The organism is Aurantiacibacter sp. KMU-128 (assembly GCF_056933515.1).
The window spans coordinates 1454641-1467115 of the sequence record NZ_JBXORT010000001.1; the positions used below are offsets into that span (position 1 = coordinate 1454641).

The following is a 12475-nucleotide window of genomic DNA, read 5'->3' on the forward strand; positions in this document are numbered from 1 at the left end:
AATTTGAGACGCTTGCCCGATAGAGCAAAGGATTGTTCTGGGGGACAACGCGTTTTGCCTGACAAGAATGCTAACACCGGGCGCAAAAAGGCGCCGAAGCTGCAATCCGCCGACCGTGACATTGTCGCGCTGGGGATTGCTGTGGCCGCTGTCATTCTGTTCGTCGGCACCGGTGGCTCGCTCATGCCACAAATTGTCGCTTCGTGGATGGGTCGCGGCGTCGCCCCCGACCTTGCGCTGACCAATGCGATGTTCCTTAACATTGCGCTGCTGATATTCGGCTGGCGCCGCTACACCGACCTGCGCCGCGAAGTGCAGGAACGCAAGCAGGCAGAGGCCCGCGCCCGTGATCTGGCGGAGCGCGATCCCCTGACCGGATGCCTCAACCGCCGCAGCGGTCCGCCGGCCATCGACACCCTCATCAGCGAAAGCCAGATAGCAGGAAATGATGTCGCGGTGCTGATGATCGACATCGACAATTTCAAACAGATCAACGACGTGAACGGACACCATATTGGCGACCGTGTGCTCACCACCATTGCCGAACGGATCGAGGCCCAATTGCCGCAGGACAGCGTTCTGGTGCGCATTGGTGGAGACGAATTCGCCTGTGCTTTCCCGTTCCAGATGCACGCCCGCGACCGCGTGGATTCCACCGTCGATGCGATTATCCGCAGCGTTTCCAGAGCGATCTCGCTCGACGATGCAACGATAGATGCGACGCTTTCGATCGGCATTGCCCGCACTGGGCGCGGATCGGACGGAACGACGCTGCTGGGGGCTGAACGCCTGCTCCACCGCGCCGATATTGCCATGTATCATGCCAAGAAGCGCGGGCGGAACCGCTACTTCTGGTTCGAACACCAGATGGAAGACGAACTGCGCTTCCGCAACGAGATCGAAGCGGGCATCCGCGAAGGGCTGAAGAACGGCGAGTTCGTTCCCTTCTACGAACAGCAGATTGATCTGGAGAGCGGCAGGCTCGTCGGCTTCGAAATGCTCGCCCGCTGGCATTCGCCGACCTATGGCGTCGTCGCGCCGAATATCTTTATTCCCGTGGCCGAAGAAATCGACCTGATCGGCGAGCTGTCGGAGCAGCTCATCCGCAAGGCGCTGAAAGATGCGCTGCAATGGGATCCCAGCCTTTCGCTCTCGGTCAACATCTCCCCGCTGCAATTGCGCGACCCGTGGTTCGCGCAGAAGCTGTTGCATATGCTTGTCGAGAGCGGCTTCCCGCCCGCACGGTTGGAAATAGAGATCACCGAAAGCTGCCTGCACGACAATATCGGCGCGGTGCGATCGATAATTTCGAGCCTCAAGAACCAGGGCATCCGCGTCAGCCTCGACGATTTCGGCACCGGCTATTCCAGCCTGTCGCAACTGCGTTCGCTGCCGTTTGACCGGCTGAAAATCGACCGCAGCTTTGTGACCGAAATTTCGAAAGCGGAAGTTGGCAGCGAATTGCTGCACGCGATCATCTCGCTTGGTCGCGGCCTGTCCTTACCGGTGACCGCCGAAGGAATTGAAAACGGCGAAGTGCTGGAAAAGCTGCAGGGTCTCGGCGAAATCAAGGGCCAGGGCTATCTGTATGGTCGTCCCGAGAACGCCGCCGACACAGCGGCGCGGTTACAGAAAATGGGCCTTTTGCTATCGCCTGCATCCGAGACGCCGGAAGCACAGGCAAACACCACCGCCGAAACGCTGCGAAAGGCGAGCTGATCGCGACCCTCGCCATTGCGGAATGCTGCGCTGCGCCCTAGGTGGCAGCTATGCGTATCCCCTTTGTCAAAATGCATGGGCTGGGTAATGATTTCGTCGTGCTCGATGCGCGCGAAACCGCCTTGCCCGCGCTCGACGATGGACGCGTTCGCGCAATTGCAGACCGGCGGGAAGGCATCGGCTGCGACCAGCTAATCGTGCTGGAAGCGGACGATCGCGCGACTGCCCATATGCGCATTTTCAACTCCGATGGCGGCGAAGTCGAAGCTTGCGGCAATGCCTCGCGCGCGGTCGGAATGCTCCTTGGCGGACCCGCGACGATCCGAACCGCAGGCGGAATGATTGCGACGCGCCCCGATACAGGCGGCATTGCGGTCGACATGGGCGAACCGCGCTTTGAATGGGATGCTATCCCCCTCGCCTATGCGATGGACACGCTATCGCTCCCGCTCGGCTGGGACGGGCTGGAGCAGCCGGTCGCAGTGAATGTGGGTAATCCGCACGTTGTTTTTTTCGTGCCCGATCAGAGCGCGGTGCCGCTTGAAACCCTTGGCCCGGTGATCGAGAACGATCCGGTGTTCCCCCAGCGCATCAATGTGAATGTCGCCACTGTAGTGGACCGCCAGACGATCCGCCTGCGCGTATGGGAACGTGGTGCGGGCCTCACCCGCGCTTGCGGCACCGGCGCTTGTGCGACGGCGGTCGCGGCCATGCGGCGCGGGCTTACAGATCGCGCGGTGACGGTGCATCTGCCAGGCGGCCCGCTCGCCATCGCCTGGGGCGAGGACAACCGCATCACCATGACCGGCGGCGCAACCGAGAGTTTTCGCGGCTCATTCGATTGGGACAGCTTCGGGTGAGCGCCCCCCCAAACACCGCAGAAGTCATCTCACTCGGCTGCCGCCTCAATATCTCCGAGAGCGAGCGCATTCGTGCGCTGGTAGCGAGCGAGAACGTCGTCGTCGTGAACTCCTGTGCGGTGACAATGGAAGCCGTGCGCCAGACACGCCAGGCGATCCGCAAGGCCCGCAAGGCCCGACCCGATGCGCGGCTGCTGGTCACCGGCTGCGCGGCGGATATCGAGCGCGAGCAGCTTGCCGCCATGCCCGAGGTGGACGGGCTGGTGCCGAACACCGCGAAGCTCGATGCGCGCGCGTGGAATGTCCCTGAACCGCAGCGCGCGCCGCCACCCCAGCACACCCGCGCCTTTATCGCCGTGCAGAACGGCTGCGACCATGCCTGCACCTTCTGCATCATCCCGCAGGGACGCGGGACAAGCCGTTCGCTGACAATCCCACAGGTTCTGCGCGAGGTAGAGAGCCATCTCGAACAAGGCGCGCCCGAAGTGGTGCTGACCGGCGTCGATGTCACCAGCTGGGGGCACGATCTGCCGGGCTCGCCGCCGCTGGGCGAATTGGTGCGCGCGGTGCTCAGAGCCTTCCCTAATTTGCAGCGTCTCAGAATGTCCTCAATCGACGGTGCAGAGGTCGATCCGGTGTTATTCGATCTGTTTGCCCGCGAACCGCGCGTGATGCCGCATCTGCATCTCTCGCTCCAACACGGCGCTGACCTGATCCTCAAGCGGATGAAGCGCCGCCACAGCCGCGCCGATGCGGTTTCTCTCGTGGAACGCCTGCGCACCCATCGTCCTGATCTCGCCATCGGTGCGGATATTATCGCCGGTTTCCCGACCGAGCGCGATGCGCACCATGCTGACAACCTCTCGATCATCGCCGACCTGCCTGTCGTCCACGGCCATATCTTCCCCTATTCGCCCCGCCCCAACACGCCCGCTGCGCTGATGCCGCAGCTCGACAAGGCAGTAATCAGGACGCGCGCCGCCGAATTGCGCACGGCTGTCGCGAAAACGCGCGAGCAATGGCTCACCAGCCTTGTGGGTAGCCCGCAGCGCGTCCTCGCCGAGGCGGACAGCACCGGCTATGCGGAGAACTTCGCCCGGGTAGCGCTGCCGGCAGGGACACAGCGCGGCACGATTGTCACCGTCACGCCCACCGGCCTCAACGAAGGATTGCTGATATGAGCGGGACGAGTTGGTCCGACAAGCTGTTCGGCGGTTTCCGCAAGACCTCGGATCGCTTGTCCGAAAACCTCACCGGCGTGGTCGGAACGGCCAAGCTGGATGATGCCACGCTGGATGATGTCGAGGACGCGCTGATCCTCTCCGATCTCGGCCCCGCTGCCGCCGGTCGCATTCGCGCCAAGCTGGCGGAGAAGCGGTTCGGCCTCACCATTACCGAGCGTGAGCTGAAAGAGGCAGTGGCGGAGGAAATCGCCGCGATCCTGCGCCCTGTCGCCGTGCCGCTCGAAGTGACCGCATTCCCCCGCCCGCAGGTCATTCTGGTGATCGGCGTCAATGGCAGCGGCAAGACCACGACCATCGCCAAGCTCGGCCACTGGTTGCAGGAAGATGATTACGAAGTGATGCTGGCCGCCGGAGACACCTTCCGCGCCGCCGCCATCGGCCAGCTCAAGATCTGGGCCGAGCGCATTGGCGCGCCAATCGTGACCGGCCCCGAAGGCGGCGACCCCGCTTCCATCGTCTTCGACGCGGTGAAGAAGGCGACCGATATCGGCACCGATGCGCTGATCGTCGACACCGCAGGCCGCCTCCAGAACAAGCGCGAGTTGATGGATGAGCTGGCGAAGATCCGCAAAGTGCTTGGGCGCTTGAATCCGGAAGCACCGCACGACGTGATCCTCGTGCTCGATGCGACCAATGGCCAAAACGCTCTGGGCCAGATCGAGATTTTCAAGGAGGTCGCGGGCGTCACCGGCCTTATCATGACCAAGCTCGACGGTACAGCGCGCGGCGGCGTGCTGGTGGCGGCGGCAGAGCAATACGGCCTGCCCATCCATGCCATCGGCGTGGGCGAGACTTTGGACGATTTGCGGCCCTTCGATCCCGACCTCGTGGCGCGTGTGATTGCGGGAGTGGCGTGAGGTACCGGCTGCCCTCCCTTCCCCGCTCACGCTGAGCTTGTCGAAGGGTTGTCCTTTCTTCTAGAGCAGCGCCAAAAGGAAATGCAGCCCTTCGACAAGCTCAGGGCGAGCGGAGTTATTATGTCTTCTGAACCGCCACCAAAACCCAAATCCGGCTGGCTCAATGTCGCGGTCGATTACGGCCCGCTGCTGGTCTTCTTCCTGACCTACAAATGGTTCTCGCCCGAAGATAGTGGCGATATGCTGGCAGAAGTCGCCGCTGTCATCGCCGGCACCACCGCCTTTATCTTCGCCGCCATCATTGCGCTGGCGGTGAGCAAGCTCCGGCTGGGCAAGGTCAGCCCGATGCTGTGGCTCTCAACGGCACTGATCGTTGGGTTCGGCGCGCTGACGATCTATTTCCAGGACGAACGCTTCATCCAGTGGAAGCCGACCATCGTCTACGCCATCTTCGCCGTCGCCCTGCTGGTGGGGGTCGCACGCGGCGTGGCGCTGCTCAAAGTGCTGCTCGACGCCGCCTTCGAGGGACTCGATGACACCGGCTGGCTAAAGCTCTCGCGCAATTGGGGGCTGTTCTTCATCGTGCTCGGCGCGCTCAACACGGTGCTGATTTACACCGTCGATTTCGAGACTTGGCTTGGCATGAAGCTGTGGCTGTTCCTGCCGCTGACCTTCCTCTTCACCTTTACGCAGGTGCCGATGTTGATGCGCCACGGGCTAGCCGTGGGAGACGAGGAAGAGGCAGCGGAAGAAGCGGTAAAGAACGAGCCGCCGACCGGCTAAATCTCCACCTGGCTGCCCATTTCGACCACGCGGTTGGTCGGCAGGCGGAAGAACTCCATCGGCGTTGCCGCATTGCGCATCATCCATGCGAACAACCGTTCGCGCCAGATCGCCATGCCCGGCTTCTCCGCGCTCAGCAGCGTCTGGCGGCTGAGGAAGAAGCTCGTCTTCATCATATCGAACGGGCCGCCGCACATATCCTGGCTGGCGAGCGCCTTGGGAACGTCGGTTTCCTGCATAAAGCCGTAATGCAGGATCACGCGGAAGAACCCGTCGCCCAGCTCCATGATCTCGCACCGCTTGGAATCGTCGACGTAAGGCACGTCGGCGATCTGCACCGTCAGCACGACGATGCGTTCATGCAGCACCTTGTTGTGTTTGATATTGTGGAGCAGCGCGGAGGGCGTTCCGCTGCTGCCCGAATTCATGAAGATCGCCGTGCCCGGCACACGCGCGGTGCTGGAGCGCGCGGATTTGGCGAAAATATCCAGCGGCAGACTCGCCTCGGTCATGCGCGCACGCATGAGCTTGCGTCCCTTCGCCCATGTCGTGAGCAGCGTAAATGCTATCGCGCCCACCAGCAGCGGGAACCAGCCCCCATCGGGAACCTTGGTGAGATTCGCTGCGAAATAGGCGCCATCAACTATCAGGAACAGCAACACCACCGGGACGGCGATCCATTTGGGCCATTTCCACACCCCGATCAGCAGCACCGCCATCAGCAGCGTGTCGATTGTCACCGCACCCGTCACCGCGATGCCATAGGCGCTGGCGAGGTTGGAAGAGTTCTGGAATGTGAGCACCAGCAAGATCACCGCGCACATCAGCGCCCAGTTGATTACGGGGATATAGATCTGGCCCGAATGCTCGTCCGACGTGTGGCGGATCGACAGGCGCGGCACGAAGCCAAGCTGGATCGCCTGGTGGGTAATGCTGAAGGCACCGCTGATCACCGCCTGGCTGGCGATGAAAGTTGCGCAGGTGGCCAAGATCACAAGCGGCAGGCGGTATGCCTCATCGGCAAGGTAGAAGAACGGGCTCTCGATTGCCTCATTGGCGGCCTCGGGCGGCAGGCTGAGGATCATCGCGCCCTGCCCGAAGTAATTGAGCAGCAGCGCAGGCATCACAAAGCCGAACCAGCTCAGCTTCATCGGCCCGCGTCCGAAATGGCCCATGTCGGAATAGAGCGCCTCTGCGCCGGTCACCGCCAGCACAACCGAGCCGAGCGCAAGGAAGGCGAAGACCTTCTCCGCCATAAAGAACTGCACCGCCCAATAGGGATTGAGCGCGTAGAGAATCTCCGGCGTGTTGAAGATCTGCGTGATGCCCAGCACCGCGATGACGGTAAAGTAGAGGATCATCACCGGAGCAAACAGCGCGCCAACCTTGGCGGTGCCGCGCTGTTGCAGGATGAAAAGGCCTACCAGCAGCACCAGCGCGATGGGGATGACGAAGGGCTGCAAGCCGCTATCGACAACCGTCAGACCCTCCACCGCCGAAAGCACGGAGATCGCGGGCGTAATCATCGAATCGCCGTAGAAGAGTGCGGTCGCAAACACGCCGAGAAGAACGACCAGCCATCCGTAATTGCTCTTGCCCATGCTGCGCGAAAGCAGCGCGACGAGCGCAAGGCTGCCGCCCTGCCCGTTATTGTCCGCGCGCATCAGTATCGAGACGTATTGGATCGCCACGATCAGTGTCATCGACCAGAAGATCAGGCTGACGACACCGAGCACGTGCAACTGGTCGATCGGCATGTGGTGGGCACCGCGAAAGGTTTCGCGGAAGGCGTAGAGCGGCGACGTGCCGATATCGCCGAAGACGATACCTATCGCCCCGGCCGCCAGCTTCAGCTTGGCAGATTCGCGGTCTTTTTCGGCTGCGCTCATATGGATTTACGGCCCATGTCGCCGGGAGCCCCGGCCAGCAAAGCGCGCCGTTTAGCAGCGCGAGCGGGCACTAGCAACATTGTGCAGTGCACAAGGATGTTACTGGCCGTTTTCCGGGGTTTCCGGAGCCGCAGGCGCCGGCGTCTCCCCCTGCTCTGCCTCTGCATTGGCCGCTTCCATTGCCTGCGCCTGCGCAATCATCATCAGCATACCATCGAGTCGGGCGAGCCGCTCTTCCAGCCCGGCCCTGCCCGCAGCATCCTCTGGCGCGCCTTCCAGAGCTTGCGCCCATATGTCGCGCGCTTCGGCGAAGCGGTTCTGGCGGATGAGAGCGATCCCGATGAAATAGCCCGGCCCCGGATGATCGGGTCGCAGCGATGCGGCGTTGCGATAGGCGTATTGCGCGGGCATCGTCAGCGCACCGTCAGCGTGCTCGACCAGCGCATTGCCCAGCGCCAGCCACGCCTCGAAATCCTGCGGATTGGCGGTAGTCACGCCGTTGAGAAACGTCGCTGCATCGTCAAACTGCCCGCGCCGCGCCATGCCATCGGCGGTGATGAGGAAGTCGGCCCGGCTGCGCTCATCGTCGGCGATGAATTCGCGGCGCTGGGCGACGGGGTCATAATCTTCAAGATTGACAACGCGGCTGTCCTCCGCAGCCTTGGGAGCTGAAGGCAGATCAGGGCTCGCCTGCATGGCATAACCTGCAAGGCCGAACACCAGTGTCGCTGCCAGTCCTGCCCACACGGTGCGCGGCAGCTTGTAGAGCGCGATGGCGGTGCCCATCGCCAGCAGCGCGAGCGCAATCGCAATGGCCCAGCTCATGCGCCTTCTCCCTCAGCCGTATCGCGGCGGCCGACGCGGCGCAGCAGCACCAGAATCGCAATCAGCAGCAGGATACCGGGAATGACAAAGAGCGGCCAAGTGCTCGCGCTCGCCACCGGTTCGTAGCTCACATAGTCACCATAGCGCGAAACCAGCCACGCGCGCACGTCCTCGGGGCTTTCGCCATTGGCAATGCGGGTGCGCACCTGATGCCGCATATTGCCCGCCATCGGCGCGTCACTGTCAGCAATCGACTGGCTCTGGCAGGTTATACAGCGCAAAGTGTGCATCAGCTCGGTCGCCTGCTCTTCGAGCGCGGGGTCTTCAAGCTGCTGATAGGCATAGGGCGGAGGCGGCGCGGACTGCGCGGAAAGCGGGGCGGCCATCAAAAGGGCCAGCAAGGCGGCGAGCAGTCTCATTGCGCTTGCGCCTTGCGCAATTCTTCCATCAGCACCGGCACATCCGACGCGCGGATATCGCCGATATGCTGATAAGTGATCGTCCCGTCGCCCGCGACCACGAACGTCTCCGGAACCCCGGAGGAGCCCAGTGCAACCTGCACCTCCGAAATCTGGTCGTCACCGATGCGGTTGAAGGGGTTGCCGTGCTGCGCAAGAAAGCGGTCAACCGCCGCCGCATTGTCCATAATCGCCACCGCGACAATCGGCGCACCTTGCTGCGCCAGCTCTTCCAGAAATGGCGCTTCGGCAGCGCAGGGAATGCACCAGCTGGCGAAAACGTTGAGCAGCTTGGCCTCGCCATCGGCAAGATCAGCGCTGGAAAGGCCCGGGCGGCTTTCCACCATAGCGGGAAGCGCGAATTTGGGGATTGTCTGGCCAATCAAAGCGCTGCGGACGAATTCGTCCTTGGGCTGGGTCAGCTGATAGCCGAACAGGCCGAACAGGAAGGCGGCTACGATGACGACACCCCACAAGGCGATGCGCAGGTTCTTCATGCCGGTTGCCCTTCTGGTGCAGCCGACGCAATCTCTTCGCCATCGTCTGCCTCCCCGCTACGGCGACGCAGATCAGAGCGCACGCGGCCAATCAGCGACAGCACGCCGCCGAACGCGATCAACAAGCCGCCATACCAGATGAAAGTCACAAACGGCTTCCACCACAGCCGCAATTGCCAGCGGCCATCCTCCGCCTGATTACCCACGGCAACATAGAGCTGGCCATTCCAACGGGTGAGCAGCGAGACTTCGCTCGTCTCCATCACCGGCGCCCAGAAATTGCGCGATTGCGGATGCGCTTCGCGCTCCGGCCCGCCTTTGTAGGAAAGGTGCATATTCGCCTGCATCGCCGTCCAGTTGGGCCCCGCGACCGCGTTGACGCTGTCGAGCCTGCCCGTCCAGTCGCCAACGTCCACCGTGTCGCCCACGGCTACGGCGACCAGCCGCTCCTTCTGGAAGGCGGTATCCGCCGCCATGCCGAACAGCGCCACAGCGATGCCGAAATGCGCGATGCACATTCCCCAGATCGCCAACGGCGTGCGGCGGAGCGAGCGGCCTTGTAGCGGCGCTAAGCTGGCAATCGCCACGCCCGCAGCCAGTCCAAGACCGAGCAGCGGCAGCAGCCCGATCCCGTCCCAGAACACCGCGCGGATGATAATCACAATCGCCACCGCCAGCGCAATCGCCACAGGTTTGCGCACTCGCGTGAAATCGTCGCGCTTCCAGCGCAGCAGCGGGCCGACCATCAGCACCAGCAGCATCGGCAGGAAGAAGATCGCGCTCACCGGATTGAAGTAAGGCGGGCCGACCGACACACGCACGTCAAACGCCTCGGTCAGCAGCGGATAGAGTGTGCCGAGCAAGACCACGCCAAGAATGGCCGTCAGCCCGACATTGTTCACCACCAGTGCGCCCTCGCGGCTCAGCACGGCGAACCGCTCGCCCTCGGCAATCGTGTTGGCGCGCAGCGCGAACAGCACCAGCGCGCCGCCGATATAGAGCATCAACAGCGCCAGGATGAAGCTTCCGCGTTCGGGGTCGACCGCAAAGGCGTGAACGCTCGTCAGAATGCCCGAGCGCACAAGGAATGTGCCGAGCATACTCATCGAGAACGCAATCACGCCGAGCATGATCGTCCACGTCCGCAAGGCGTCCCTCGCCGCCAGCACGCTCGCCGAATGCAGCAGCGCGGTCGCCGCCAGCCACGGCATGAGCGAGGCGTTCTCGACAGGATCCCAGAACCACCAGCCGCCCCAGCCCAGCTCGTAATAGGCCCAGTAAGAACCAGCGGTGATGCCAACGGTCAGGAAAATCCACGCGCCGAGCACCCATGGCCGCATCACGCGGGCGAAGTCGGGCGTCACATTGCGGGTGAGCAGCGCGGCCACGGCAAAGCTGAACGCCACCGACAGGCCGACATAACCGATGTAAAGCGTGGGCGGATGGAAGGCGAGACCGATATCCTGCAGCAGCGGGTTGAGGCCGTTGCCTTCGGGCGGCACCTCGGCCAGCCGTTCAAACGGATTGGAGCTGAGCAGCAGGAAGGCGTAGAACCCAAGCCCGACAAAGGCCTGCGCGCACAGGGTCGCCATCATGGTCTTTTCCGGCAGGCGCCGCTCAATTAGCGCAATCAGGCCACCCGCCATCGCCATCACGGTGACCCAAAGGAGCATCGAGCCTTCGTGATTGCCCCACGCGCCCGACAGTTTGAAGATCATCGGTTTAAGCGAGTGCGAATTGATCGCCACCAGCCGCACCGACAGGTCGGTCACCGCGAAGACATAGAGCAGCGAACTAAAGGCAATGATGCAGAGGAAGGCCTGCAAACTCGCCGCAGGCCGCGCCAGCGCGGCGAAGGCAGCGCCTTCATTGCGCGAACCGACAAACCCCGCGAGCAATTGCAGCGCTGCCAACGCAGCAGCCAGCCACAAGGCGGCCAATCCAAGCTCGGGGATCACTCGACGCTCTCTTGCAGTTCCGCGCGCATTTGCTCGGCGGTCATTTCTTCCAGTTCGCGCGGGGTATAATTCTCGTCATGCTTGGCGAGCAGTTGGTCGGCAACGAATACGCCGTTGGCGTCCATCCGTCCGTCTGCCACCACGCCGGAATTCTCGACAAACAGATCGGGCAGGATGCCGGTGTAGGTTACCGGCACGCGAGCCTTGCCGTCATGCACCACGAATTCGGTTGTTACCCCGTCCGCCGCAGTCTGGATCGAACCGGTTTCAACCATGCCGCCCAAGCGGATCGCCTGCCCCGGTTCGGGCGGATTGGCCTCGATATCCTCGGGCACGTAGAAATAACTCGCCTGATCCTGCAACGCGACCATTGCCAGCAAGGTCGCGCCGATCAGCGCGCCCACGGCGAGCAGGATGAGCACCAGCCGCTGGTGCTTGGGCTTGATGCCGCCAGAAGTCTCTTGCGTCACTTGCGTTTCACCTCGTCACGGCGGGCTTCGGCGCGTTTCATCGCCAGCCAGCTCTGCGCGACGAGCAGCAGCGTGCTGACAATCGTCACCGCATAGGCGCCGTAGACAAACGGCATATGTTCCAGCGCTTCTCTCACTGGAGAGCCTCCTCACCCGATAGTCCCGCCCCTTGCGCCTTGCGACGCAAGCGGGCCTCAGCTTGAATATCGGCCAAAATGGTGCGCATCCGCATCAGCACAATACCGCCAAAAAGGAAGGAGAAACCGAGCACCGCGAAGAGCAGCGGCCACAAGTAAATCCCGTCGATCGAGCTGCCGCCCGTCGTAATGCTGGCGGGCTGGTGGAGCGAGTTCCACCACACCACCGAACGGTTGATGATCGGCACATTGATCGCGCCGACAATCCCGAAAATCGCGGCGATGCGGCTCGATTGCCCTTCGCGCGCCAGCGAGGAAGAGAGCGCGATATAGCCGAGATAGAGGAAGAACAGCACCAGCATGGAGGTCAACCGTCCGTCCCACACCCACCAGGTGCCCCAGGTCGGGCGGCCCCAGATGGAGCCGGTGGCAAGGCAGATGAACGCAAACACCGCTCCCGGCACCGCTGCTGCTCTCGCTGCAATGGTCGCTAGCGGATGACGCCAGACCAGCTCGACCAGGCTTGCAATCGCAATCGCCGTCCACCCGCCCATGCCAAGCCATGCGGCGGGCACGTGGATGTAGAGGATTTTCACCGTATCACCCATCAGCCGGTCGGGCGGCGACTGGGTGAAGCCCCACAGCAAAGCCGCACCGGTCACCAGCAAGCCACCGATCAGCAGAATCGGGGTCAGCCAGTTGGCAATGGAAAGGAAACGTTTGGGATTGGCGTAAAGATGCATCGGTTCAGCTAGCTGTTCACCCGCGCATCATTGGC

13 protein-coding genes are annotated in these 12475 nt (G+C 62.7%); 5 read left to right on the forward strand and 8 right to left on the reverse strand.

Annotated elements, in window-relative coordinates:
- Positions 1–54: 54 nt before the first annotated feature.
- From ACS0VV_RS07315 to ACS0VV_RS07335, 5 genes are all read left to right on the forward strand, one after another.
- Entirely contained in the window at positions 55–1719 is a 1665-nt protein-coding gene (locus ACS0VV_RS07315) for a putative bifunctional diguanylate cyclase/phosphodiesterase (protein WP_483532063.1), read from the forward strand.
- A gap of 50 nt (positions 1720–1769) precedes the next feature.
- Positions 1770–2579 carry a diaminopimelate epimerase gene (gene dapF, locus ACS0VV_RS07320; protein WP_483532064.1) on the forward strand — a complete coding sequence of 270 codons (810 nt, stop codon included), beginning with the start codon at positions 1770–1772 and terminating at the stop codon, positions 2577–2579.
- A complete protein-coding gene (locus tag ACS0VV_RS07325) occupies positions 2576–3760 on the forward strand; it encodes a MiaB/RimO family radical SAM methylthiotransferase (RefSeq protein ID WP_483532065.1) in 1185 nt (394 codons plus the stop codon). The genes dapF and ACS0VV_RS07325 overlap by 4 nt, the downstream gene beginning before the upstream one ends.
- Entirely contained in the window at positions 3757–4680 is a 924-nt protein-coding gene (gene ftsY, locus ACS0VV_RS07330; protein WP_483532066.1) for a signal recognition particle-docking protein FtsY, read from the forward strand. Before ACS0VV_RS07325 ends, ftsY begins: the two co-directional genes overlap by 4 nt.
- A 120-nt stretch (positions 4681–4800) precedes the next feature.
- Positions 4801–5463 carry an inner membrane-spanning protein YciB gene (locus ACS0VV_RS07335; protein ID WP_483532067.1) on the forward strand — a complete coding sequence of 221 codons (663 nt, stop codon included), beginning with the start codon at positions 4801–4803 and terminating at the stop codon, positions 5461–5463.
- Here the strand turns inward: ACS0VV_RS07335 and ACS0VV_RS07340 are convergent.
- From ACS0VV_RS07340 to ccmC, 8 genes are all read right to left on the reverse strand, one after another.
- Entirely contained in the window at positions 5460–7352 is a 1893-nt protein-coding gene (locus tag ACS0VV_RS07340) for a potassium transporter Kup (RefSeq protein WP_483532068.1), read from the reverse strand. The two genes, ACS0VV_RS07335 and ACS0VV_RS07340, sit on opposite strands and share 4 nt — an antisense overlap.
- A gap of 99 nt (positions 7353–7451) precedes the next feature.
- A complete protein-coding gene (locus ACS0VV_RS07345) occupies positions 7452–8177 on the reverse strand; it encodes a tetratricopeptide repeat protein (protein WP_483532069.1) in 726 nt (241 codons plus the stop codon).
- Positions 8174–8596 carry a cytochrome c-type biogenesis protein gene (locus ACS0VV_RS07350; protein WP_483532070.1) on the reverse strand — a complete coding sequence of 141 codons (423 nt, stop codon included), beginning with the start codon at positions 8594–8596 and terminating at the stop codon, positions 8174–8176. The genes ACS0VV_RS07345 and ACS0VV_RS07350 overlap by 4 nt, the downstream gene beginning before the upstream one ends.
- Positions 8593–9132: a redoxin family protein gene (locus ACS0VV_RS07355; protein ID WP_483532071.1), complete on the reverse strand. Its 540-nt coding sequence runs from the start codon at positions 9130–9132 to the stop codon at positions 8593–8595. The genes ACS0VV_RS07350 and ACS0VV_RS07355 overlap by 4 nt, the downstream gene beginning before the upstream one ends.
- Positions 9129–11090, reverse strand: a complete 1962-nt coding sequence (locus tag ACS0VV_RS07360; protein ID WP_483532072.1) for a heme lyase CcmF/NrfE family subunit — start codon at positions 11088–11090, stop codon at positions 9129–9131. The genes ACS0VV_RS07355 and ACS0VV_RS07360 overlap by 4 nt, the downstream gene beginning before the upstream one ends.
- Positions 11087–11560, reverse strand: a complete 474-nt coding sequence (gene ccmE, locus ACS0VV_RS07365; protein WP_483532073.1) for a cytochrome c maturation protein CcmE — start codon at positions 11558–11560, stop codon at positions 11087–11089. Before ccmE ends, ACS0VV_RS07360 begins: the two co-directional genes overlap by 4 nt.
- A complete protein-coding gene (locus tag ACS0VV_RS07370) occupies positions 11557–11697 on the reverse strand; it encodes a hypothetical protein (protein ID WP_483532074.1) in 141 nt (46 codons plus the stop codon). The genes ccmE and ACS0VV_RS07370 overlap by 4 nt, the downstream gene beginning before the upstream one ends.
- Entirely contained in the window at positions 11694–12440 is a 747-nt protein-coding gene (gene ccmC / locus ACS0VV_RS07375; RefSeq protein ID WP_483532075.1) for a heme ABC transporter permease CcmC, read from the reverse strand. The genes ACS0VV_RS07370 and ccmC overlap by 4 nt, the downstream gene beginning before the upstream one ends.
- Between the last annotated feature and the right edge of the window lie 35 nt (positions 12441–12475).

What these genes read in the sequence shown, in the direction of transcription:
- ccmC (WP_483532075.1), bottom strand. Translation starts at nt 12,440, where the DNA reads ATGCATCTTTACGCCAATCCCAAACGTTTCCTTTCCATTGCCAACTGG.
- ftsY (WP_483532066.1), top strand. Translation starts at nt 3,757, where the DNA reads ATGAGCGGGACGAGTTGGTCCGACAAGCTGTTCGGCGGTTTCCGCAAG.
- ACS0VV_RS07345 (WP_483532069.1), bottom strand. Translation starts at nt 8,177, where the DNA reads ATGAGCTGGGCCATTGCGATTGCGCTCGCGCTGCTGGCGATGGGCACC.
- ACS0VV_RS07350 (WP_483532070.1), bottom strand. Translation starts at nt 8,596, where the DNA reads ATGAGACTGCTCGCCGCCTTGCTGGCCCTTTTGATGGCCGCCCCGCTT.
- ACS0VV_RS07340 (WP_483532068.1), bottom strand. Translation starts at nt 7,352, where the DNA reads ATGAGCGCAGCCGAAAAAGACCGCGAATCTGCCAAGCTGAAGCTGGCG.
- ACS0VV_RS07355 (WP_483532071.1), bottom strand. Translation starts at nt 9,132, where the DNA reads ATGAAGAACCTGCGCATCGCCTTGTGGGGTGTCGTCATCGTAGCCGCC.
- ACS0VV_RS07335 (WP_483532067.1), top strand. Translation starts at nt 4,801, where the DNA reads ATGTCTTCTGAACCGCCACCAAAACCCAAATCCGGCTGGCTCAATGTC.
- dapF (WP_483532064.1), top strand. Translation starts at nt 1,770, where the DNA reads ATGCGTATCCCCTTTGTCAAAATGCATGGGCTGGGTAATGATTTCGTC.